General features: G+C 74.4%; 17 protein-coding genes and 1 pseudogene. 7 read left to right on the top strand and 11 right to left on the bottom strand.

What is annotated here, in order from left to right; all coding sequences use genetic code 11:
* Positions 1 to 482 precede the first annotated feature (482 nt).
* The 5 genes and pseudogenes from AC07D6_RS14775 to AC07D6_RS14755 form a co-directional block, all read right to left on the bottom strand.
* Positions 483 to 1,685: a cytochrome P450 gene (locus tag AC07D6_RS14775; protein WP_315877248.1), complete on the bottom strand. Its 1,203-nt coding sequence runs from the start codon at positions 1,683 to 1,685 to the stop codon at positions 483 to 485.
* A 540-nt stretch (positions 1,686 to 2,225) separates the two neighbouring features.
* Positions 2,226 to 3,257: a ParB N-terminal domain-containing protein gene (locus AC07D6_RS14770; RefSeq protein ID WP_479044443.1), complete on the bottom strand. Its 1,032-nt coding sequence runs from the start codon at positions 3,255 to 3,257 to the stop codon at positions 2,226 to 2,228.
* 198 nt (positions 3,258 to 3,455) lie between these two features.
* Positions 3,456 to 4,076: pseudogene (locus tag AC07D6_RS14765) on the bottom strand (ABC transporter permease); the annotation flags it as partial.
* A 47-nt stretch (positions 4,077 to 4,123) separates the two neighbouring features.
* A complete protein-coding gene (locus AC07D6_RS14760) occupies positions 4,124 to 4,417 on the bottom strand; it encodes a DUF3817 domain-containing protein (RefSeq protein ID WP_315877260.1) in 294 nt (97 codons plus the stop codon).
* A gap of 5 nt (positions 4,418 to 4,422) precedes the next feature.
* Entirely contained in the window at positions 4,423 to 4,965 is a 543-nt protein-coding gene (locus tag AC07D6_RS14755; protein WP_315877246.1) for a hypothetical protein, read from the bottom strand.
* A gap of 94 nt (positions 4,966 to 5,059) precedes the next feature.
* Between AC07D6_RS14755 and AC07D6_RS14750 the strand changes: the two genes are divergently transcribed.
* From AC07D6_RS14750 to AC07D6_RS14735, 4 genes are all read left to right on the top strand, one after another.
* On the top strand, positions 5,060 to 5,404 hold the full coding sequence (locus AC07D6_RS14750; RefSeq protein ID WP_315877245.1) for a PadR family transcriptional regulator: 345 nt from the start codon (positions 5,060 to 5,062) through the stop codon (positions 5,402 to 5,404).
* On the top strand, positions 5,401 to 6,126 hold the full coding sequence (locus AC07D6_RS14745; RefSeq protein ID WP_479044440.1) for a permease prefix domain 1-containing protein: 726 nt from the start codon (positions 5,401 to 5,403) through the stop codon (positions 6,124 to 6,126). The genes AC07D6_RS14750 and AC07D6_RS14745 overlap by 4 nt, the downstream gene beginning before the upstream one ends.
* Positions 6,127 to 6,275: 149 nt before the next feature.
* A complete protein-coding gene (locus tag AC07D6_RS14740; protein WP_479044438.1) occupies positions 6,276 to 6,995 on the top strand; it encodes a hypothetical protein in 720 nt (239 codons plus the stop codon).
* Between the two features lie 157 nt (positions 6,996 to 7,152).
* The gene (locus AC07D6_RS14735) at positions 7,153 to 7,746 is read left to right on the top strand and encodes a sigma-70 family RNA polymerase sigma factor (RefSeq protein ID WP_315877242.1); all 594 of its coding nucleotides are present in this window, start codon (positions 7,153 to 7,155) and stop codon (positions 7,744 to 7,746) included.
* Positions 7,747 to 7,831: 85 nt separating this feature from the next.
* Here AC07D6_RS14735 and AC07D6_RS14730 read toward each other — a convergent pair whose 3' ends face one another.
* The 5 genes from AC07D6_RS14730 to AC07D6_RS14710 form a co-directional block, all read right to left on the bottom strand.
* Positions 7,832 to 10,417, bottom strand: coding sequence for a bifunctional FO biosynthesis protein CofGH (locus AC07D6_RS14730; RefSeq protein WP_479044435.1), 2,586 nt, complete (start codon positions 10,415 to 10,417; stop codon positions 7,832 to 7,834).
* Between the two features lie 570 nt (positions 10,418 to 10,987).
* Positions 10,988 to 11,491, bottom strand: coding sequence for a DinB family protein (locus tag AC07D6_RS14725; protein WP_479044433.1), 504 nt, complete (start codon positions 11,489 to 11,491; stop codon positions 10,988 to 10,990).
* 364 nt (positions 11,492 to 11,855) lie between these two features.
* Positions 11,856 to 12,173, bottom strand: a complete 318-nt coding sequence (locus tag AC07D6_RS14720) for a cupin domain-containing protein (RefSeq protein WP_315877238.1) — start codon at positions 12,171 to 12,173, stop codon at positions 11,856 to 11,858.
* A gap of 333 nt (positions 12,174 to 12,506) precedes the next feature.
* A complete protein-coding gene (locus tag AC07D6_RS14715) occupies positions 12,507 to 14,072 on the bottom strand; it encodes an APC family permease (RefSeq protein WP_479044431.1) in 1,566 nt (521 codons plus the stop codon).
* A 256-nt stretch (positions 14,073 to 14,328) separates the two neighbouring features.
* A complete protein-coding gene (locus AC07D6_RS14710; RefSeq protein ID WP_479044429.1) occupies positions 14,329 to 15,261 on the bottom strand; it encodes a threonine/serine dehydratase in 933 nt (310 codons plus the stop codon).
* A gap of 453 nt (positions 15,262 to 15,714) precedes the next feature.
* Between AC07D6_RS14710 and AC07D6_RS14705 the strand changes: the two genes are divergently transcribed.
* On the top strand, positions 15,715 to 16,464 hold the full coding sequence (locus AC07D6_RS14705) for an SDR family NAD(P)-dependent oxidoreductase (RefSeq protein WP_315877235.1): 750 nt from the start codon (positions 15,715 to 15,717) through the stop codon (positions 16,462 to 16,464).
* Positions 16,465 to 16,599: 135 nt separating this feature from the next.
* Here AC07D6_RS14705 and AC07D6_RS14700 read toward each other — a convergent pair whose 3' ends face one another.
* The gene (locus tag AC07D6_RS14700) at positions 16,600 to 17,193 is read right to left on the bottom strand and encodes a pentapeptide repeat-containing protein (RefSeq protein WP_479044427.1); all 594 of its coding nucleotides are present in this window, start codon (positions 17,191 to 17,193) and stop codon (positions 16,600 to 16,602) included.
* A gap of 123 nt (positions 17,194 to 17,316) precedes the next feature.
* Between AC07D6_RS14700 and AC07D6_RS14695 the strand changes: the two genes are divergently transcribed.
* A complete protein-coding gene (locus AC07D6_RS14695; protein ID WP_479044424.1) occupies positions 17,317 to 18,603 on the top strand; it encodes a right-handed parallel beta-helix repeat-containing protein in 1,287 nt (428 codons plus the stop codon).
* Positions 18,604 to 18,958: 355 nt separating this feature from the next.
* Positions 18,959 to 21,997, top strand: coding sequence for an SARP-family global regulator AfsR (gene afsR, locus AC07D6_RS14690; protein ID WP_479044421.1), 3,039 nt, complete (start codon positions 18,959 to 18,961; stop codon positions 21,995 to 21,997).
* Positions 21,998 to 21,999 lie beyond the last annotated feature (2 nt).

Genomic DNA, 21,999 nt, shown 5'->3' with positions numbered 1-21,999 from the left:
GGCGCCGTACGGCATCCGGTCGTGCACGGGCCGGGGGGCCGGGGACCGGTCGGTCCCTCCGCGGGGGAGGCCGGGGAAGTCCCGCCACGGGAGGAGCACGGCGTACGGGGCCCTTCCCGGCGGCCGGTCGTGGTCCGCGGGGGTGTGCGGTCCGTCGCCGGTGGCGGCCCGGGGGTGTTCGGCGTGCCGTCGGGTGGGCTTCCGGAACGTTCCTCCGGGGCCCGGTCGGTCCGCGGGCCGGTGGGTGGGGGCGTGGACCGTGTCGCCCCGGAAGCCGCGCGGGAAGTCGCCGCGCTCCTCGGGGTCCGCCGTGTCGGCTCCGGCTCCGGATCCAGTTCCGGCTTCGGCTCCGGCGCAGGCCGGGAGCGTGCCGAGCAGCGGCCCGGCGGGTCCCGCACCGGCGCCGGCGCACGTGGTGCGACCTGATGCCATGGTCTCCCTCGATCGGTTCTCGCGACTCGCGTCATCGCGCGCCGGGGAACTCACCAGGTGACGAGAAGGGATTCCGGGGCGCGCGCGATGAGTCCCGGCTTCCACGGAACATCCTCCGCGGTACCGGCGAGGCGCAAGGAGGGGAATCTGGCCATCAACCCCTCCAGCGCGACGCGGAGTTCGGCGCGCGCGAGGCTCGCGCCGAGGCAGTAGTGCATGCCGTGGCCGAACCCGAGGTGCGGGTTGCGCTCCCGGTCGAAGCGGATCGTCTCGGGATCCTCGAACACCCGCTCGTCCCGGTCGCCCTGGGCGCGCTGGAAGATGACCGTGTCGCCCTCGCGGATGGTCACCCCGCCGATCACGACGTCCTCCGACGCGCGGCGCGGGAAGCTGCCGACCGAGCGGAGCGGGATGATCCGCAGCATCTCCTCCAGGGCCGGGTCGATCAGCTTCGGGTCGTCGCACAGCTGCGCGTACAGCTCGCGCTGCGCGAGCAGCAGGAAGCAGACGTTCGAGATCATGCTGAGCGAGGTCTCGTGGCCGGCCATGAGTACGCCGATGCCGGTCCGCACGGCTTCGACCTCGGTGAGCTGGCCGGCGTCCAGCGCCTCGATCAGTACGGATATGAGGTCGTCGGAGAGGCTGGAGCGGCGCTTGGCGATGAGTTTGCGGAGGAACTCCTCCAGTCCGTCGCGGGCTTCGTTGATCTCCTCCTTCGTGTGCGCGGAGGTCGCGACGAAGACGTCGGAGTACCGGCGGAACTCGGCGCGCTCCTCGTAGGGGACGCCGAACAGCTCCACGATCATGCGGACCGGCAGCGGGATCGCCAGGCGCTGCACCAGGTCGCCGGGCGGGCCCGCCTCCTCCATGGCGTCCAGCTCGGAGTCGACGAGGTCCCGCATGCGGTCGGCGAGTTGCGAGACGATGCGCGGCCGGAAGGCGTGGGCGACGACCTTGCGGATCCGGCCGTGGTCCGGCGGGTCCATGCTGAGCAGGTTGCCGGGGCGCAGCGGCAGGGGCGTCACCCGCGCCGTGTCGGGCGCCGTCGCGGCGTACGAGCTGAACCGGGGGTCGGCCAGGAACTCCTTGATCTCGTGGTACCCGGTGAGGAGCCATGCCTCGCCGCCGTACGGCATCGTCACCCGGGACACCGGTTCGTTGCGGCACAGCTCCGCGTACCGGGGGTGCAGGTCGAGTCTGACGACGGGGCCGAAGGGGTACTTCGGCGGCCCGGCGGTGTCTGTGACGGTCATCGTTGCCACCTTCTGCGTGTCGTCCATCGCGCCGGGAATCGGGAAGGGCGGAGAACCGGGGCGGTCAGGCCGTGGCGGCACACACACGAGGCCGACGCCCGGTGCTCCGGAGGAGTCCCGGCGGTTCGACGGTGGGGAGGAGAAGTACGAAAAGGTCTTGCGGCGGCGCTGTCGGCCTTCGGACGGCGGGTGCTCCATCGCGCCCCGAACCGGCCTCTCGTCCCGGATCCTCTCACAAGGACCCTTCGTAATTACGGTGTTCGATGTCCTGATCCCGACCCCCGTGCGCGGCGGGCGGACGGTGAAAACCGCCGGTCGGTGGCGGTGCGGAGGGCTGCGGGGCGGGGACGCGGAAGCCCCGAGCACGTGCACGGTGGCGAAATCGGCGCGGGGCTTCCGGGACGGGAGCGGGGCGACGGTCCGGCCGTCAGCGCTCGCGTGAGAGTGGGACGACGGTCCGGCCATCGGACGCCCACGCGGGAACGGGACACCGATCCGGCCCCCAGACACCCGCGCGGGAGCGGGGCGGCGGTCCGGCCGTCAGGCGCTCGTGTGGGAGCGCTGCCCGGCCCGGGCGGCCCCGGCCTCCCGGTCGACCCGGTCGGCGAAGCGGAGCCACATGTCGGCGCACTCGCGGGCGAGTTTGCTGACGCCCTCGGCGCAGTGCGGCGGGATGGTCGTGGCGAGCCGCGCCCAGACGGAGGCGTCGACGTCGTGGACGGCGAAGCACCGGAGCAGGAAGCGGCCGGACTGGGAGAGCCGTAGCGCGGGGTCCTTGCGCAGCCGCTCCAGCAGTTCGCCGGAGTCCCGCAGCGACGTGGTCTCGTGGCGTGGTCGGCGGGGTGCGGGGACGCGTGGCTCCGGTTGGCCGGCGCGGGTCCCGGCGCGGCCCTCCGGCACCGGGTTCCGGCCGAGGAGGAGGCGTTTCTTCACGTCGTGTGCGGTGCCCAGGGAGATCCCGGCGGCGCGGGCGATCTCGCGGAGGCTGGCGCCGGGGCGCTCCAGCATCAACTGGCCCGCCCGCTGCCGGCCGCTGGCGACGCCGGCCACGTCGGCGGGGCGCCGTTTGCCGTCCAGGCCGATGCGGGTGTTCAGGTGCGGAACCTCGGCGGTTGAACGGCGCACGCGCGACACGGTGCGCGGCGACAGGGCGGTGACGGAGGCGACGTACCGGTCGGAGAGCGCCGGGTTCTCCCGCAGGATGCGGGCGGCCGCGGCGAGCCGGTCGCTGTGGGTGAGCGGTTTGCCGTGCGAGATGTTGAGGCTCACGGCGACGGCGAAGAGGCTGCGCTCCGGCACGTCGAGGAGGTAGGCACTGATGGTGCGGTCGCCGCGGGCCCGGGCGGCGGCGAGGCGGTGCATGCCGTCGACGACGCGCCCGGTGGGGTGGTGGACGACGATGGGCGGCAGTTCCCCGTCGAGGGCGACGAGCGAGTCGACGTACTCCTGGTCGAGGCCCTTCGTGCGCGGCGAATCCGCTGGAAGGAGCGTGTCGACCGGGATGTCGGACCGGGCCGCCGCACTCAGGGTGGGTGATAAAGGCCGTATGTCGTCGACGTCTGCGCTACTCATCGAATCCCCCGCGTTCCCCCGCCATGATCGATGGTGCTACGCCTGCACGTTAGCAACCGGCTACAGGCCAAAGCAAGGAGTTCGCGGAGCGTGCGCGGCGCCTGCCCGGAAGGCTTGAATCCCTTGGATCACCAGGGAAGTTGACGGGAGGGGGAGGGGGTCGTGAACCGGCCATGGACGCCGGTTCGCGCGGAGGAGTCACTTGCGGTGGTAGAGCCGGACGGTCAGGGATCCGAACACGGCCACCAGCACCGCCGACCACCCCAGTGTCCACACCACTTCGGCGCCCGGCCAGTGGCCGTCCATGAGGCCGCGCACCGCCGAGGCGACGTGGGTGACGGGGTTGTGGTCGACCAGGGTCCGCAGCCACCCCGGCATGGTGCCGGGGTCGACGAAGATGTCGCTGAGGAAGTTCAACGGGAAGATCACCGTCATCGAGGCCCCCATCACCGTCTTCTCATCCCGTACGAGCAGGCCGAACATCGTCCCGATCCATGAGAAGGAGAAGGCGAAGACGATGAGGAGGAGGATGCCGGCGACGACTCCGGCGGCACCTCCGTCCGGCCGGAAACCGATGGCCAGGCCGGCGGTGAGCCTCACCACCGAGGCGATCGAGTAGCGCAGCACGTCGCCGAGCAGGTAGCCGACGACCGTCGCCGGCCGCCACACCGGCAGCGTGCGGAACCGGTCGAAGACCCCCTTGCCGATGTCGTTGTTGATCGCGATGCCCGTGTACACGGTGGTCATCACGACCGACATCACCATCACGCCGGGCAGCAGGTACTGGATGTACGCGCGGGGCGAGCGGCCTCGACGGCCGGGCCGGCCGGTATGGCGCCCGGCCCCGCGCGGTCAGCCACGGCCGGTCACCCCACCGGTTCCCCGGCGCGCGCCTTGACCGCCTCGGGGTGGCGCCGCAGCCACCGCAGGACGAGCATCCCGCCGATGCCGGGGACGAAGGCCAGCGCCCGGGCCGTGCCCGCCGAACCGGCGACCGTCAGCGCGAACGCCGCCACGATGGTGATCAGGTACGCCGAGCCGTGCACCGGGCCGCCGAGGGAGGTGATCGGCTCGGCGTGGACCGTGAACAGGTTGACGAACAGGACGACGACGGAGACGGCCTCGACCAGCGCCGCCGCGCGCAGCACCTTCAGGTTCATCCCGGTCACACACCCGTCGTGGAACCGGGGCGGACGATCATCAGGACGACGACGACCGTCCACAGCAGGTTGAAGATCCCGGTGAACATGCCCAGCCGCGTCGCCGCGGCCTTCAGCCCCTCGGCGGTCGCGCCGCCCTCCCGGGCCATGGTCAGCAGGCGCTCCTGGCCGGGGATGATCGCCATGGCGAGCATGAACGCGGCGACGGCGGTGAGGATCATCGACGAGATCAGCCAGGCGTCGCCCAGGACGCCGAGCTGCGCGCCCGTGGCCAGCCCGAAGACCGGCACGACCAGGCCGGCGACGGCGTAGACCCGGCAGATGCGGTGGAGGAACGCGGCGATGCCGACGGCCTTCCCCTTCTCCTCCCCCCCTTCCGGCCCCACTGACCCCACTGACTCTGCTGTTCCCGTTGATCCCGCTGTTCCCGCTGGTCCTTCCGCCACCGCCAGCTTGGCGAAGCGCGGGAAGAGCGAAGCCGCCACTGCGATCGACCCGACCGCGAGGATGGCGGCGAGCACGTGCACGGACAGGAGGAGCTTGGTCACGGTAGTGCCTCCAAGCGGGACCGGAGCAGACCCTCGATAGATTGGCTACCAATAGATAGCACGCCTACATCACGGTTGGGTAGAATCCCTGGTCATGAGGACAGACGCGGTGCGCGGCCACTTGGACGGACTCCTCCTGGCCGTGCTCGAACCGGGCCCGCTGCACGGCTACGCGATCATCGCGGCCGTCCAGCAGCGCAGCGGGGGCGCGCTGGAACTGCGCACGGGCACGATCTATCCGGCGCTCCAGCGCCTGGAGCGGCTCGGCCTGCTCAAGAGCAGTTGGGACTCCGTCGGCGAACGGCGCCGCCGCTGCTATGAGCTGACCGAGGCCGGCAGGCGTAGCCTGGCCCATGAGCGGACCGCCTGGCGGGAGTTCACCACGGCGATCGGCTCGGTCCTCAACCCGTCGACCCCCTCGACGGGACTGGCCACATGAGCACCGGGGCGGGCATGGAGACGAGCATCGGCGCAGCGGCGTCCGGCAAACGGCGTCCCACCGTCCCCTCCGACCCCATCGACGCGTACGTGGCGGCCCTCTCCGGCTCCTTGCAGGGCCCGAGCCGCGCCAAGTCCCGCCTCGTCGCGGAGATACGGGACGGCCTGGACGACGCGGTCTCGGCGCACACGCGCGCGGGCGTCCCCTACGAGCGGGCCGCGGAGTTAGCGGTACGCGACTTCGGCGCGCCCGACCACCTGGCGCCGACGTTCCAGCACGAGCTGACCATCGCCCAGGCCCGGCACACCGCCCGCGCCGCCGGGCTCACCGTGCCCCTCGCCGTCGCCTGCTGGCTGCTGATCTGGACGGCCAGCCACGACAGCGCCACCTGGCAACTGCCCCGGGCCACCTCGCTGCTGACGGTGCACCTGGTCGCCGTCGCCGCCGTGGCCTCGGTCCTCGCCGCGACGACGCTCGCCGCGACGGGGCGGCTCGCCCGCTGGCTGCCCACGCCGCACCGGCTGCCCCTCGCGGTGGCCTGGACGGGTACGGCGGCCAGCGTCGCCATGGCCATCACCGCGCTGGTCCTGGTCACCCTCTCCGTCGTGGTCACCAACTGGCCGCTCGCGGTGGCCGCCGGGGCGCTCGCCGCGGCGTCGCACGCCGTGGTGGCCTCCTCGGCCCGCACGTGCCGGCAGTGCGCCCGCCTGCCGGTGAACTGAACCGCGTACCGTGCGTATCCGTTGAAGCAGGCCGGTCCCGGCAGCGCCGCCGAGGGCCGACAACCGAGGACAGTCCGCCGCCGCGCCCCTTACGCTCGGAGCCGCGCGGAAGACCGGACCCCAGTACTCCGGAGGCGGGGTGACGTGCGTTGGTGACACTCGCGGGCCCCGGGCCCGCCCTGAGGCTGGTACGCGCCGCCGTCTTCGCCGCCGTGTGCGTCCTGACGGCCGCGCTGGGGCACTCCCTCGCCTCCGGCAGCCCGTTACCCCTCGGCTTCCTCGCCGGCGCCATGGCCGTCACCACCGCGGCCGCCTGGTGGCTGGCGCGCGTCGAGCGCGGCGCCCTCCAGATCACGGCGACGACGGTCGGCGCCCAACTGGCCCTGCACAGCTTCTTCTCCTTCGCGCCCGCTCCGGGCGGCGGGCACCACCAGCACCACCGGGCCGTCGCCCTGCCGCAGAGCGCGTGCATGGGCGGCGCCACCGACCCCGTCGCCCAGGCCGTGTGGCAGGCCCACACCGGTACGGTGCCCCCGGCGCCGCCCGGACCCGAGTCGCCCGTCGCGTACGTGGTCCAGCTCATCACCCACGGCTCGTGGACCATGTTCTTCGCGCACGTCCTGGCCGCCCTCGTGTGCGGGCTGTGGATGTGGCGCGGCGAAGCGGCGGTCTTCGCGATCGCCCGCTCCCTCCACTGCGCCTTCTTCGAGCCGCTGCGGCTCGTCCTCGCCGGGCTCCCCCCGGCGCGGCCCCTGTCCGTCCCGCGCGGGGCTCCCGTCGCCGTACACCCGCGCCGGCTGCGCGACCTGCTGCTGCGGCACGCCATGTCCCGGCGCGGGCCGCCGCGGGGGCACCCGGTCCCCTGCTGACCCGGCCGCCCCGGCGGCCCGGCGGGGGACCGGTGCGAGCGTCTCCCACCCCTCCCCCTCGCACGTGCGCCGCCGCGCCGGTCCCTGCCGCGCGGCGGGCACGCGCGGCCGGACGCGCCGCGTCCGGCCGCGGCGCGCAGCAACGAAGGACGTTTCCATGCCCACTCACCTCAGTGGCGTACGCGACCGCACCGCCGTCCCCGACGACGACCAGATCACCGAATGGGCCCTGGCCGCCGCCCGCGGCGACGCCACGGCGACGGAGGACTTCATCTCCGCGACCCACCTGCACGTGTGGCGGTACATCACCCGCGCCTGCGGCGACGCCCACAGCGCGGACGACCTCACCCAGGAGACCTACCTGCGGGCCCTGCGCAGCCTCCCCCGGTTCGCGGCGCGCTGCCACGCCCGGACCTGGCTGCTGTCGATCGCCCGCCGGGTCGTCGTCGACCGCTACCGGTCGAACGCCGCCCGCCCCCGCCTCGCCGACACGGCCGACTGGCAGGCCGCCGCCGAACGCACCCAGCAGACGGGGCTGCCCGGCTTCGACGAGGGCGTGGCCCTGCTCGACCTGCTGGAGTCGCTCGACCGGCCGCGCCGGGAGTCGTTCATCCTCACCCAGGTCAAGGGCCTCTCCTACGAGGAGGCCGCCTCGATCGCGGGCTGCCCGATCGGCACGGTGCGCTCCCGGGTCAACCGGGCCCGGCAGAACCTCACGCACCTGCTGAAGTCGGCGGAGGCCGCCGCCTGAACGGGGGCGGCCGGGGCCCCTGACGAACCCCGGCCGCCCCTCCCCCCGCGCGGGGCCACTCCGCGCGGGGCCACTCCGTACGGGATTACTCCGACAGGACGGGCAGCAGCTCCGGCAGGTGCCCGTCCGACGCCGCGGCCGCCGCCCGCCGCTCCTCGGGCACCTCGCCGTACAACGTCGTCCGCGGGCGCGCCGGGCGGCCCGCCGCCTCCGCGATGGCGACGAGGTCCCGCACCGACTTGTACGAGCCGTAACCCGACCCGGCCATGCGGGAGATCGTCTCCTCCATGAGCGTGCCGCCCAGGTCGTTCGCCCCGGACCGCAGCATCTCGGCCGCGCCGTCCGCGCCGAGCTTCACCCAACTGGTCTGGATGTTCGGGATGTGCGGGTGGAGCAGCAGCCGCGCCATCGCCGTGACCGCCCGGTTGTCGCGGACGGTCGGGCCGGGCCGGGCGATCCCCGCCAGGTACACGGGCGCGTTCGTGTGGACGAACGGCAGCGTCACGAACTCGGTGAACCCTCCGGTCTCCTGCTGGAGCCGGGCCAGCGTCCGCAGGTGGCCGAGCCAGTGCCGCGGCTGGTCCACGTGCCCGTACATCATCGTCGACGAGGACCGGATGCCCAGCTCGTGCGCCGTGCGGACGACCTCGATCCAGGTGGCGGCGGGCAGCTTGCCCTTGGTGAGGACCCACCGCACCTCGTCGTCGAGGATCTCCGCGGCCGTGCCGGGGATCGAGTCGAGCCCGGCCTCCCGCGCGGCGGTCAGCCAGTCGCGGATCGACATGCCCGTCCGGCTCGCGCCGTTGACGACCTCCATCGGGGAGAAGGCGTGCACGTGGATGCCCGGCACGCGCTCCTTCACCGCCCGCGCGATGTCGAAGTAGGCGGTGCCCGGCAGGTCCGGGTGGATGCCGCCCTGCATGCACACCTCGACCGCGCCCACGTCCCACGCCTGCGCGGCCCGGTCCGCGACCTGGTCGAGGGAGAGCGTGTACGCGTCGGCGTCCGTGCGCCGCTGGGCGAAGGCGCAGAAGCGGCAGCCGGTGTAGCAGACGTTCGTGAAGTTGATGTTGCGGGTGACGATGTACGTGACGTCGTCGCCGACGGCCGCCTTCCGCACGTCGTCCGCGATCCGGCACAGGGCGTCCAGCGCCGGGCCGTCGGCGTGCAGCAGCGCCAGCGCCTGCGCGTCGGTCAGCCGCGTCGGGTCGTCCGCCGCGACGCCGAGCGCCTCCCGTACGTCGCCGTCGACGCGCTGCGGTACGAGCCCGGGCGCCGCGGCCTCCCGCAGCGCGTCCCAGTCGCCGTACACGGCGTCGAAGTCGTCGCGCCGGTCGCGGGTGCGGCCCTCGGTGTCGATGGTGCGGTGCAGGTCGGTGCGGCCGGTCGCGGCGAACGCCTCGTCGGGCTCCTGCCAGGGCAGCCCCTGGGGCCGGGCGTCCGGCCGGGCGAGGCCGGTCACCGGGTCGGCGAGCGCGGTGACGTGCGGCAGCAGCCGCGGGTCCAGCCACGGCTCGCCGCGCAGCACGAACTCCGGGTACACGCAGAGCCGTTCGCGCAGCTCGAACCCGGCGGCGGCGGACCGCTCCGCGAGCACCTCGATCTGCGGCCAGGGCCGCTCCGGGTTGACGTGGTCGATGGTGACCGGCGAGACCCCGCCCCAGTCGTCGATGCCCGCGCCGATGAGCCGCCCGTACGCGTCGTCGACGAGGTTCGGCGGGGCCTGGAGGCAGGCGGACGGGCCGAGGATGTGCCGCGCCACGGCGACCGTCGCCACCAGGTCGTCCAGGTCCGCGTCGGGCGCGGCGCGCATCGCCGTGTCCGGCTTGGCGCGGAAGTTCTGGATGATCAGCTCCTGGATGCCGTGGTACGCGCGGGCCACCCGGCGCAGCGCGAACAGCGACTCGGCGCGCTCCTCGTACGTCTCGCCGATCCCGATGAGCAGCCCGCTGGTGAACGGCACGGACGACCGGCCCGCGTCCTGGAGGACCCGCAGCCGCACCGCCGGCTCCTTGTCGGGCGAGCCGTAGTGGGGGCCGCCGGGCTCGGACCACAGCCGTTCGGCGGTGGTCTCCAGCATCATGCCCATGGACGGCGCGACGGGCTTGAGCCGCTGGAAGTCCGTCCACGACAGGACGCCCGGGTTGAGGTGGGGCAGCAGCCCGGTCTCCTCCAGGATCCGGATGGAGACGGCCCGTACGTACGCGAGGGTGTCGTCGTAGCCGTGCGCGTCCAGCCACTCCCGCGCCTGGGGCCAGCGCTCCTCCGGCTTGTCGCCGAGCGTGATCAGCGCTTCCTTGCAGCCGAGCGCGGCGCCCTTGCGGGCGATGTCGAGGACCTCGTCCATCGACATGAACATCCCGTGCCCGGCGCGGCGCAGCTTGCCCGGCGCGGTCGCGAACGTGCAGTAGTGGCACGTGTCGCGGCACAGCCGGGTGAGCGGGACGAAGACGCTCCTGGAGTACGTGATGACGCCGGGCCGCCCCGCCGCGGCGAGCCCCGCGTCGCGCACCCGGGCGGCCGACGCGGCCAGGTCGTCCAGGTCGGCGCCGCGCGCCCGGAGCAGGACGGCGGCCTCGGTGACGTCGAGGGCGACCCCGTCCCTGGCCCGCTTCAGGGCGCGGCGCATGGCGTTGTCGGTCGGTCGGCGTCCGGTTCCCGTGGAGGTCATTCCCCGAGGATACGAGCGGTCCCGGAGGCGGCGCGCCCAGCCGTCCGGAACCAGTGGGGCCGCCGCCCGCTCCCCGGCGGCGGGCGCGCACCGGGGGTTCCGCGGCGCGGCGCGGCGTGGTCCGGCCCGGGGTGGCGGGCCGGGGCGGCGGGCCGGGGCGGCGGGCCGGGACGGTCGGTCACATCCAGGCGTTGTACGGCTGGGACCCCTGGCCCGCCGGTCGGCGCGCCTTGAGGGGGGCGGTCGCCACGCCCGTGCCGTCGTACCAGTACAGGGTGCCCGCCTTGTCGCGGACCAGGAGGGCGCCCCGGCCGGCCGGGGAACCGTCGCCGGGGGCGATGATCGCGGTGTACGCGTTCCAACCTGACCTGCCGACCTTGATCCGGGGCGCGTACGGGCGGGCCGCGTTCCCGGTGCCCCGGTACAGCCACAGCGCGCCGGCCGTGTCACGGGCGAACAGGTCCGCGATGCCGTCGCCGGTGGAGTCGACGCCGCCGGTCAGGGCGGAACGGGCGTTCCGTCGGGAGGGAGACCCGCGAGGAGATCACCGGGTTGTACGGGCGGGTGGGTTCAGGTGCCGGTGCGGCCGTCGGTGAGTTCGCGGATCGCGTCGAGGTGGCCGTTGTGGCGGGCGGTCTCCTCGATCAGGTGCATGAGGATCCACCGCAGCGTGACGTGGACGCCGTCCCGGACGGGCCGCTTCGCCCGGGCGTCGAGGTCGTGCTCGGCGACCAGCCGGCGCAGGCGGTCGCTCTGCGCGGTGTACTCGGCGACGAGCTGCGGCAGGGGGACGTCGACGGCGATCCGCATCTCCCGGTCGGGGTCCTCAGCGGTCCACGGCATCCTGTCCTCGCCGCCGAGGAAGACGGAGTCCAGCCAGTAGTGCTCCACCCAGCGCAGGTGGCTGATCAGCCCGGCGGCCGTCATCAGCGGGGAGTGCGGCAGCGGCGCCTCGCGCGCGTCCCGCGCGGAGAGGCCGTCGCACTTGGCGACGGCGGTGGCGCGGACGTAGTCGAGGAAGGTGGCCAGGTGCGCGCGTTCGTCCCCCGTCGGGGGCAGGTCGGTGCGGGTCATGCCCGCATGCTCGCCGCCGCCGCGCCCCCGTGTCGAACGAATAGACCGGGGGCCGGGGCCCAGGCCGGGGTGAGGGGTCGGGAGGCGGGGGCCCTGGGCTGGGAGGAGGCGGCGGGGGCCGGGGCGGGGGTTGGGGCCGGAAGGCCGGGGCGGGAGGCCGGGGCCGAGGCCGGAAGGCGGGGCCCGGGGCTGGGAGACAGGAGGCCGAGGCCCTGGGCCGGAAGGCGGGGGCCGAGGCCCGGGGCCAGGGACGAGGCCCGGGGCCAGGGACGAGGCCCGGGGCCAGGGGCGGGGCCAGGGGCCAGGGGCGGGGCCCGGGGTCAGGGGGCGGGGGGCGGGGGCGGGGCCCGGGGTCAGGGGGTGGTCAGTCGTTGACCGCGGTCAGCAGGAACGCCGTGTCCGTCACCGCCACCACGCTGTGCCGCTCCGGCGGGATCAGGAAGAGGTCGCCCATCGTGAGCTCGATCTCCTCCGCCGCGGTCTTCAGCTTCACGACCCCGCGCAGCACCTGGAGGGACCCGGCGGGCGGCGCGTTGTGCTCGTCGAGCCTGGTACCGGCCGTGAGGGCGATGACGGTCTGCCGCAGCGGCCGCTCCCGCAGCAGCAGGTTGGCGCTGCGCCCGTGTTCCGAGCGGTGGGCGGCGACCAGGTGTTCCTCGGCGATGGCGTAGAGGTCGTACATATGTCCACCCTGCACCCCCGGCGCCGGGGCCGCACGGGAAGCGCGTACGGACCGGCGATCCGGCCCGTCCGGGCGCGGGCCCGGGTCCGGGGCCGCGGGCCATGGCCCGGGGCCGGGGAGCCGAGGCCGCGGGGGTCCCGAGGCCGCGAGGCAGGCGCGGAAACGCCGTGAGGCGGGAGCCCAGGCCCGGAGGCCGGGCCGGGAGCCGAGGCCGCGCGGCGGGAAGCCGGGCCCGGGGGCCGGGGTCGCGGCGCGGGCGCGGGAACGCCGCGCGGCCGGGGCCCTGGGGGCTCCGGCCGCGTGGTGGCTCAGGTGGGAACGGGTGGGCGGGGGTCAGTCCTCGACGACCAGCGCGGGCGTCTCCTTGGTCAGCACCTCGCCGCGGAAGAACGCGGGGCTGCGGCGGTGCATGACCGCCATGAGGAGCGCGCCGACGAGCAGCAGGCCGACGCCGATGACGAAGACGGAGCCGATGCCGAAGACCGACGATCCGCTGCCGTACGCCGGGTCCCACATGTCCATGAGGGTCTGGGCGAAGACGGCCGTCAGCATCAGCCCGCCGAGGCCCGGCAGGACGCCCTTGACGAACAGGTCGCGGACCGAGCGGGTGAGCTCGCGGCGGAAGAACCAGACGCAGGCGAAGGCGGTGATCGAGTAGTAGAAGCAGATCATCAGGCCGAGCGCGTAGATCGTGTCGACCAGGACGTTCTCGCTGACCAGGGTCATCACCGTGTAGAAGGCGCCCGTCGCGACACCGGCGACGACGGTCGCGCGGCCGGGGGTCCGGTGGACGGGGTGCACCTTGGAGAAGGCCGGCGGGAACGCTCCGTACGTGGACATCGCGAGCGCCGTGCGGGCGACGGGGATGAACGTCGTCTGGAGGCTGGCCGCGGCGGAGGCGAGGACGGCGACGAACAGCAGGATGCCGAGCCCGGAGCCCATGATCGGGGAGGCGAGCGCGGCGAAGACGTTGTCGGAGGTGTCCGGGTTGCCGAGGCCGAGGCCCTTCTCGCCGACGCCCGCGTACATCTGCACGGCGACGGCGACCATCAGGTACGAGAAGACGATCACGACGATGGCCAGCATGGCGGCGCGGCCCGGCGTGCGGGCGCTGCCGACGCTCTCCTCGTTCACGGACAGGCAGGTGTCCCAGCCCCAGTAGATGAAGATCGACAGGGAGAGCCCGGCGGTGAAGGCGGCGAAGGAGTCCACCGCGAAGGGGTTCATCCAGGACCAGGAGAAGGACAGGGAGCCCGCCACCTCGTCGGCCTTGGTCACGGCCATCGCGGCGAACAGGACGATCACGGCCAGTTGGAGTCCGACGAGGGCGTACTGGAGCCACTTCGTGGCGGTGATGCCCCGGTAGCTGACGACCGTCGCGGCGCCGATGAAGGCGAGGGTCGTGAGGATGTGGACGGCTTTGTCGTCGTCGAGTGCGGCGATCGACGGGTCGCCGGTGATCTCGCCGGCGGTCAGCCAGAAGAAGGACGTGGCGACGCCTGCCAGGTTGGACAGGACGACCACGGTGGCGACGAGGAGGCCCCAGCCGCACATCCAGCCGACCTTCGGGCCGAACGCCTTCACCGACCAGGTGAAGGAGGTGCCGCAGTCGGGGACGGCCTTGTTCAGCTCGCGGTAGGCGAAGGCCACGAGCAGCATGGGGAGGAACCCGGCGAGGAAGATCGCGGGCATCTGGAGGCCGACCTCGCCGACCGTGGGGCCCAGCGTCGAGGTCAGACAGTAGACCGGGGCGACGGTCGAGATGCCGATGACGGCACCGCCCATCAGCCCGACGGAGTTCCCGCCGAGGCCCTTGGTGCGTACGCCACCGCTCTCACCCGTCGCGGCGACGTTCCTTACCGTGTCTCCGGCCGGGGGCCGTGCTTCCACCTGAGTCATGAGCAGGACGGTAAGCGCTGCGGTTTCCACATCCGGAGGTTCTCACTCCGCGATCTTTACCTTCGCTTATGCGGGGTGAATCGGGCCAGCAGCAAGGAATTCATGGTCTGTTTACCGTTGAACCACGCAACTCTTAGCCATGACGGCCGATGTTCGATATGCGGGAACCGTAGCTGTGTCCGCTTTGCCCCTTTCGAAAATTTCCCGTGCTTGTTCTTCCGGTCTCGGTCCGTCCTCCGCCGGGCCCCGTCCGGCCTCAGGCGGGGCGCGTCAGGTCCCCCGGGTCCGTGTTCGCCCCGCACAGCACCACGGCGGTCCGCTCGTCCTCCGCGGGGCGGTAGGCGCACAGCCCGGCCAGCGCGGTGGCGGCTGCGTGCTCCACGGCGACGCGGTACGTGTCCCACAGCTCCTGCCGGGCGCGCACGATCTCGCCGTCCGTGACGAGGACGGAGCGCACGTCGTACCGCTGCGCCGCGTGGAGCGCCATCGGCGTGGCCCGGCGGGCGCCGAGCGCGTCGGCGGCGACCGACGCGACGGGCACGTCCACGACCTCGCCCGCCGCGAGGGCCGCGTTCAGCGCGCGGCACTCCTCCGGCTCGACGGCGACGACCCGTACGCCGTGCTCGTGGGCCGCCGCGGCGACCCCGGCGAACAACCCGCCGCCGCCGACGGAGACGACGACCGTGTCCAGGTCGGGCAGCCGGGCGTGCAGCTCCTCCATGAGCGTGCCCGCCCCGGCGGCGACGAGCGGGTGGTCGTACGCGTGCGAGGCGAGCGCCCCGCTCTCGGCGGCGTGGACGCGGCAGGCGTCCAGCGCGTCGGCGTACTCGCTGCCGGAGAGCCGCACGTCGGCGCCGTAGGCGCGCAGCCGCGCCACCTTCACGGGGGGCGCGGTCTCGGGCAGGAACACCGTCGCCCGTACGCCCTGGGCACGCGCCGCCCACGCGCAGGCGAGCCCGGCGTTGCCGCCCGAGGCGATGGTGACGCCCGCGTCGGGCAGGGTGCCGGCCTCCTGGTGGGTACGGATGAAGTTGATGGCGCCGCGCGCCTTGAACGTGCCCGTGTGCTGGAGGAACTCCAGCGCGAACCACGTCCGCCCGTCACCGGCCGGCGCCACCGCGAGCGGCCGTACCCGCCCCGTGACCCGCTCGGCCGCCGCTGTCACGTCCGCGTACGTGAGGTGATCCATACCAGGACCATACGACGGGCCGACCGCCGGTGGTGGCAGCGGAAGGAAGGCGGACGCGAGGCACCGCCCGGGGCCCCGGCCCGGTTCCACGGCGCGCGAGCGGCGCCGTCACCCGGTCGGGACCGTGGGGCGCGGTGGGCCCGGTGGACGCGGTCGACCCGGCTGGTCCGGTGAGCGCGGTCGACCCGGTGGACGCGGTCGGCCCGGTCGACGCGATCGGCACGGCGAGTCCGGCCGGCACGGGGGCCGTGTCGCCTGCCCGGGCGGAGGACGTACGGCACGTTCCGACCGTACGGCGGGCCCCGACGCCCCGCACGTCCGGCCGCCGCCGGGCCGGGCGGGCGGTCCGCCGGGCCCGGCGGGCGGTTGCCGGAAACGGCCCCCCGGGCGGCGGGCGGCCCATAGATTCGGAGGCTCGGAACGCCGCAGGGCGTCAAAGTGCGGGGAGGGAACATGGGCGTGTTACGGGGCAGGACCGCTGTCGTCACCGGAGGTTCGCGGGGGATCGGCCGGGGCATCGTGGAGCGGCTCGCGGCGGACGGCGCGGAGGTCGTCTTCAACTACGTGCGCGACCGGGAGGCCGCCGAGGAGGTCGTACGGGAGGTGAAGGCGGCGGGCGGCGGCGCCCGCGCGGTCCGGCTGGACCTGGCCGAGCCGGGGGCGGCGGAGGAGCTGATGCGCACGGCGTCGGAGGGGTCGGCGGCGGGCGAGGTCTCCGTCCTGGTCAACAACGCGGCCATCGGCTTCTCCCCGACGCCGCTGGACGAGACGGGCGAGGAGCTGTTCGACCGGGCGATGGCGGTCAACGCGAAGGCGGCGTTCCTGACCGTCCGGTACGCGGCCCGGTTCATGCCGGAGGACGGGCGGATCGTCAACATCTCGACGCTCAACACGGTCCGCCCGGGGCGCGGGATCGTGCCGTACATGATGAGCAAGGGCGCGCTGGAGCAGCTGACGGCCGCCGCCGCGATGGAGCTGGGACCGCGGAGGATCACCGTCAACACGGTGTCGCCGGGCGCGACGGACACGGACCTCCTGCGCGGGACGAACCCGCCGGAGGCCCTGGAGATGGCCGTCGGGCTCACGCCCCTGGGCCGTCTCGGGGAGCCGGCCGACGTGGCGGCCGTGGTGGCGTTCCTGGTGGGGCCGGACGGGGCCTGGATCACCGGCCAGAACCTCCGGGCGACGGGCGGGCTCGGCTGACGGGGCGGGCTCGACCGGCAGGGCGGGCTCGGCTGACGGGGCGGGCTCGGCCGGCAGGGCGGGCTCGACCGGCGGGACGCGCCCGTCCGGCGGGACGCGCTCGACCGGCTGAGCCGCCCGTCCGGCGAGGTCGGCTCAGCCGACCTCGTAGCCGAGGGCCGTCGCGAGGACCGCGGCCTGCTCCAAGTCGATGCGGGCGCCCGCCGCCTCCACCGTCCTCGGGTCGAGGGCGGACAGGTCGCTGCCGCGCAGGTCGGCGCGGCGGAGGCGGGCGCCCCGCATCTGGGCACCGGCCAGGTCGCACCGTCTGACCGCGGCCTCCTCCAGCCGGGCGCCCGCCAGGTCGGCCTCGCGGAGGCGGACGCCGTCCAGCTCGGCCTTGCGCAGGTCGGCGCCGGTCAGTCCGGCGTACGACCAGTCGCCGCCGTCCACCACGAGCAGGCCGAACACCGACTCGCGGAACTGGCTGCCCACCAGCTTGCACTGCTCGAACCGCGCGTCGAAGAACACGCACCGGCGGAACGTGCAGTTCGTGAAGGCGGTGCCCGTGTGCCGCGACGCGTTGAACCGCACCCCGGAGAACGTGCAGCCGTCGAAGGACGCGCCCTCGCTGACGCCCTCCGTCCAGTCCGTGTCGTAGAACACGCACCCCGCGTACGCGTCGCCGGCGCCCAGTTCCCGCCCGTACCAGTCCTCGCCCCGTACGGCGAGATCGCGTGTGATCGGCATGCCCCGATCCAAGCGCATCCCACTGACATCCGCGCCGACCGGCAACCCCCGCCCGACCGGCGGCCACTCCCCCGTGACCGGCAGCCGACGGGACGGCTGGACGGCGGGACGACAGGAGGACCCATGGGAATCATCCGCGGGATCACGGCGGCCGCGCTCGGCGCCGCACTGGTGGGGACGGCCGCCCCCGCCACCGCCACGACCACCGGCGCCACCGGTGCCACCGGTGCCACGACCACCGCTGCCACCGCCGCGACCGCCGCGTCCGCCGCCGTCGCACCCGTCGTCACCGCCCCCACCCTCGTCGTCGCCCCGAACGGCGACGACACCGCGGCCGGCACGCTGGAGCGCCCGCTGCGGACCGTCCAGGAGGCCGTGCGGCGCGCCCGCCCGGGCGACGTCATCGGTGTGCGCGGCGGTCGCTACCTCCTCACCCGCAACATCACCCTCACCACCTCCGGCGAGCCCTCGCGCCCCATCACCCTCGGCGCGTACGCCGGTGAGCGCGTCGTCATCGACGGCGAACAGCTCCCCGCCAGCCACACCCCGGTCGGCGGCAGCGTCCCCCGCGCCGAGCGCGGCGCGATCCACCAGGAGGCGTCGCACTGGCGGATCTCCGACCTGGAGATCGTCAACAGCCCGTACGGCGTGTACTGCGACGGCTGCAACGACAACGTCTTCGCCCGCCTGCACACCCACGACAACTACGAGTCCGGCTTCCAGCTCCAGGGCGCCTCCAGCCGCAACCTGATCCTCGACCTGGACAGCCACGACAACCGCGACCCGCGCAAGAACGGCGAGAGCGCGGACGGCCTCGCCATCAAGGAGGGCAGCGGCACCGGCAACGTCGTGCGCGGCGCCCGCCTGTGGAACAACGTCGACGACGGCTTCGACGCCTGGAAGTTCGCCTCGCCCGTCCTGATCGAGGACACCATCGCGTACGGGAACGGCTTCGACCGCTGGGGCTTCCCCGACTTCGCCGGCGACGGCAACGGCTTCAAGCTGGGCGGCGGCGCCCCCGCCCCCGCCGTGGCCCACGTCCTCCGCAACACGGCGGCGTTCCGCAACGCCGCGAAGGGCTACACCGACAACGGCAACCCGGGCGCGATCGCCGTGTCCCGGTCGACGAGCCACCGCAACCAGAGCACCGGCTTCGACTTCGACACCTCCGCCGCCCGCGCCGTCCTCACCGGCAACCTCTCCGTCGCCGACCAGCGCGCCGTCGCCCGCACCTCCACCACCACGTCCACCGGCAACTCCTGGGACCGGGGCGGCGCGTGGGGCGAGTCGGCCGTGCTCAGCACCGACCCGGCGCCGCTCACCGGCCCGCGCGACGCGGACGGTTCGCTGCCCGGAGCCCCGTCGTTCCTCGTGCCCCGCGACGGGACGGCGGTGGGCGCCCGCTTCTGAGGACGGAAGCGCCCGCCCCCGTCCACCGGGCGGCTCCATCCACCGGGCGGGTGCTCCCGTTCACCGGATGGTTCCGTCCACCGGGCGGGCCTCCCCCTGTCCGCCGGGCGGGCGACCCCCGTCCAACGCGGGGCGGCGGGCAGACCGCCCCCTGCCCGCCGTCCCCGCGCACCCGCCGGCACCCCTGCGCCCCGGCATCCCGTACGCCAGCGCCTCCGTACGCCGATACCGCCGGTGCCGCCGGTATCGCCGGATGTGTCACGACCTTGTGCGGAGCGTCACCCGATGCTGACGTTTCCGCCGTGGACAAGGCAGACTGTGGGCGGCGATACCAGCGGTACGGGCAGGGGGAGCTATGGACCGTGACAACGGGCCGCGAGTGCCGGAGCAGCGTGTTCCACGGCAGGCGCAGGTACCGGGCGGCCAGGCACCGCGCGACGGCCTGGCCCCCCGGAGATGCCCGGTGCCCGCGGGGGACGGGCCGGACGGCCGCGTCGACCTGCGCTTCGGGGTGCTCGGGCCCGTACGGGCCTGGCGGGACGGCGAGCCGCTCCCGTCGGGCTCCCCGCAGCAGCGGGCCCTGCTCGCCGCGCTGCTGCTGCGCGAGGGGCGGACGGCGACGGCCGCCGAACTGATCGACGCCATCTGGGGCGAGGAGCCCCCGTCGCAGGCCCTCGCCGCGCTGCGCACGTACGCCTCCCGCCTCCGCAAGGTCCTCCCGCCGGACGTCCTGGTCAGCGAGTCGGGCGGGTACGCGATCCGGGGCGCCCCGGACGCCCTGGACCTGAACGTGGCGCAGGAGCTGGCCGCCGAGGCGGAGAAGGCCCGCGCGGCCGGGGACCGCGCGCAGGCCGTGGCACTGATCAACAAGGCGCTGGGCCTGTGGGACGGCGAGCCCCTCGCCTCCGTGCCGGGGCCGTACGCGGAGACGCAGCGCGCCCGCCTGGAGGAGTGGCGGCTCCAGCTCGTCGAGACCCGCCTCGACCTGGACCTGGAGTGCGGCCACCACGCGGAGGCCGTGTCCGAGCTGACCGCGCTGACCGCGGCCCACCCGCTGCGCGAACGGCTGCGGGAGCTGCTGATGCTCGCCCTGTACCGCAGTGGCCGCCAGGCCGAGGCCCTCGCCGTGTACGCCGACACGCGCCGCCTCCTCGCCGACGAACTGGGCGTCGACCCGCGCCCCGAACTCTCCCGGCTCCAGCAGCGCATCCTCCGGGCCGACAGCGAACTGGCCCAGCCGGTCGAGCGGCCCGCCCCCGGCAAGGCGCCCGTCGCCCGGCCCGCCCAGCTCCCCGCCACGGTCCCCGACTTCACCGGCCGCGTCTCCTTCGTACGGGAGCTGGGCGACCTCCTCGTCACGGCCGAGGGCTCCGTCATGGCCGTGTCGGCGCTCGCGGGCATCGGCGGCGTCGGCAAGACGACGCTCGCCGTGCACGTGGCGCACCAGGCGCGCCCGCACTTCCCGGACGGGCAGCTCTACGTGGACCTGATGGGCGCCGGTTCGCGGGCCGCCGAGCCGGAGACCGTCCTGGGCGCCTTCCTGCGCGCGCTGGGCACGCCGGACGCGCAGATCCCGGAGACCCTCGACGAGCGGGCCGCGCTGTACCGGTCGACGCTCGCCGGGCGGCGCGTCCTGGTCCTGCTGGACAACGCGCGCGACGCCGCCCAGGTGCGACCGCTGCTGCCGGGCACGGAGGGGTGCGCGGCGCTGGTCACCAGCCGCATCCGGATGCTCGACCTGGCGGGCGCGCACCTCGTGGACCTGGACGTGATGTCCCCGGAGGAGGCGCTCCAGCTCTTCACCAGGATCGTGGGCGCCGAGCGGGTGCAGGCGGAGCGGGAGGCGGCGCTGGACGTGGTCGCGGCGTGCGGGTTCCTGCCGCTGGCGATCCGCATCGCCGCGTCCCGGCTGGCGGCGCGGCGCACGTGGACGGTGTCCGTCCTGGCGGCGAAGCTCGCCGACGAGCGGCGCCGCCTGGACGAGCTCCAGGCGGGCGACCTCGCGGTGAAGGCCACGTTCGAGCTGGGGTACGGGCAGTTGGAGCCCGCGCAGGCCCGCGCGTTCCGCCTGCTGGGCCTCGCGGACGGCCCGGACATCTCCCTGGCGGCGGCGGCGGCCGTGCTGGACCTGCCGCCCCGGGAGACGGAGGACCTCCTGGAGAACCTGGTCGACGCGTCCCTCGTCGAGTCCGCCGCGCCGGGCCGCTACCGGTTCCACGACCTGGTCCGCCTCTACGCGCGCGCGTGCGCCGAACGCGACGAGCAGCCCCCGTCGGAACGCGAGGCGGCGATGTCCCGCCTCCTGGACTTCTACCTGGCGACGGCGGCCCGCGTGTACGCCATCGAACGCCCCGGCGACCGCCTGGTCGACCACCTGGAACCGACGACGTACGAGGGCCTGGCCTTCACGGACCGGCACGAGGCGCAGGACTGGCTGTACCGGGAGGCCAACTGCGTGCTGGCGTGCGTCCGCCAGGCCACGGCGGGCGACGCGCCGGGCAGCCGCCTGCGCCGCGCGGTGGACCTGCTGTGGGCGGCGAAGGACCTGACGGAGTCCGGCACGAACTCCAAGCAGTACGAATCGGCGGCCCTCGCGGCGTGCGAAGCCGCCCACGCGGCGGGCGACGCCCGCACGGAGGGCCGCGCCCGGACGACGCTCAGCAACGTCCACCTGGTGGCGGGCCGCTACGACGAGGCCGACCGCGAGGCCCGCAACGCCCGCGACCTGGCCGTGTCGGCGGACGACCCGGCGCCGGTGTACTGGGCGGACAACGACCGGGGGATCATCGCGGCCATGGGTGGCCGCCACGCGGACGCCGAGCAGCACCTGACGAGCGCGGCGGAGGGCTCCCGCGCGGACGGCAACCAGCCGAGCGTCGCCAGTGCGCTGTGCAACCTGTCGCGGCTGCACCTGCTGACCGGCCGGACGTCCAGCGCCATAGCCCTGGCGCAGCAGGGCATCGAGATCTACGACCGGCTGGGGCTCACCCTCCGGCTCGCCAACGGTCGCTACGCCCTCGGCATAGCGCTCAACCAGGCCGACCGGCACGCGGAAGCCCTGGACGAGTTCGCGGAGGCGCTGCGGATCTTCGCCAAGAACCGGCAGCGGCTCTGGGAGGGCGCGACCCACTTCCGCATCGCGGAGGCCCAGTTGAAGTCCCGGCGCCCCGCGCGTGCCGCACAGCACGCCGAGCAGGCCCTGGCGCTCGGCTGCATCGGCGGGGACCAGATGCGGGGCAACGTCCTGGTGCTGCTCGGGAAGGCGCTGCGCGTCCTCGGGCAGACCGACCGCGCCCGTGCCTGCCTGCGGGAGGCGCTGGCCCTGTACGAGCACCTGGGCGCGGCGGAGGCGGCCGGCGTACGGGCCATGCTGGCCCCGTCGGCGGCGATCTGAGC

This window comes from Streptomyces sp. NPDC045287 (assembly GCF_056432325.1).
This window is presented reverse-complemented; position numbering and strand designations above follow the sequence as displayed.

Bases quoted from the DNA above. Each gene is read 5' to 3' on its own strand.
- AC07D6_RS14715 (WP_479044431.1), bottom strand. From the start codon at position 14,072: ATGACTCAGGTGGAAGCACGGCCCCCGGCCGGAGACACGGTAAGGAAC.
- AC07D6_RS14745 (WP_479044440.1), top strand. From the start codon at position 5,401: ATGAGCACCGGGGCGGGCATGGAGACGAGCATCGGCGCAGCGGCGTCC.
- AC07D6_RS14700 (WP_479044427.1), bottom strand. From the start codon at position 17,193: ATGCCGATCACACGCGATCTCGCCGTACGGGGCGAGGACTGGTACGGG.
- AC07D6_RS14725 (WP_479044433.1), bottom strand. From the start codon at position 11,491: ATGACCCGCACCGACCTGCCCCCGACGGGGGACGAACGCGCGCACCTG.
- afsR (WP_479044421.1), top strand. From the start codon at position 18,959: ATGGACCGTGACAACGGGCCGCGAGTGCCGGAGCAGCGTGTTCCACGG.
- AC07D6_RS14775 (WP_315877248.1), bottom strand. From the start codon at position 1,685: ATGACCGTCACAGACACCGCCGGGCCGCCGAAGTACCCCTTCGGCCCC.
- AC07D6_RS14735 (WP_315877242.1), top strand. From the start codon at position 7,153: ATGCCCACTCACCTCAGTGGCGTACGCGACCGCACCGCCGTCCCCGAC.
- AC07D6_RS14710 (WP_479044429.1), bottom strand. From the start codon at position 15,261: ATGGATCACCTCACGTACGCGGACGTGACAGCGGCGGCCGAGCGGGTC.
- AC07D6_RS14750 (WP_315877245.1), top strand. From the start codon at position 5,060: ATGAGGACAGACGCGGTGCGCGGCCACTTGGACGGACTCCTCCTGGCC.
- AC07D6_RS14705 (WP_315877235.1), top strand. From the start codon at position 15,715: ATGGGCGTGTTACGGGGCAGGACCGCTGTCGTCACCGGAGGTTCGCGG.
- AC07D6_RS14760 (WP_315877260.1), bottom strand. From the start codon at position 4,417: ATGAACCTGAAGGTGCTGCGCGCGGCGGCGCTGGTCGAGGCCGTCTCC.
- AC07D6_RS14720 (WP_315877238.1), bottom strand. From the start codon at position 12,173: ATGTACGACCTCTACGCCATCGCCGAGGAACACCTGGTCGCCGCCCAC.
- AC07D6_RS14770 (WP_479044443.1), bottom strand. From the start codon at position 3,257: ATGAGTAGCGCAGACGTCGACGACATACGGCCTTTATCACCCACCCTG.
- AC07D6_RS14695 (WP_479044424.1), top strand. From the start codon at position 17,317: ATGGGAATCATCCGCGGGATCACGGCGGCCGCGCTCGGCGCCGCACTG.
- AC07D6_RS14730 (WP_479044435.1), bottom strand. From the start codon at position 10,417: ATGACCTCCACGGGAACCGGACGCCGACCGACCGACAACGCCATGCGC.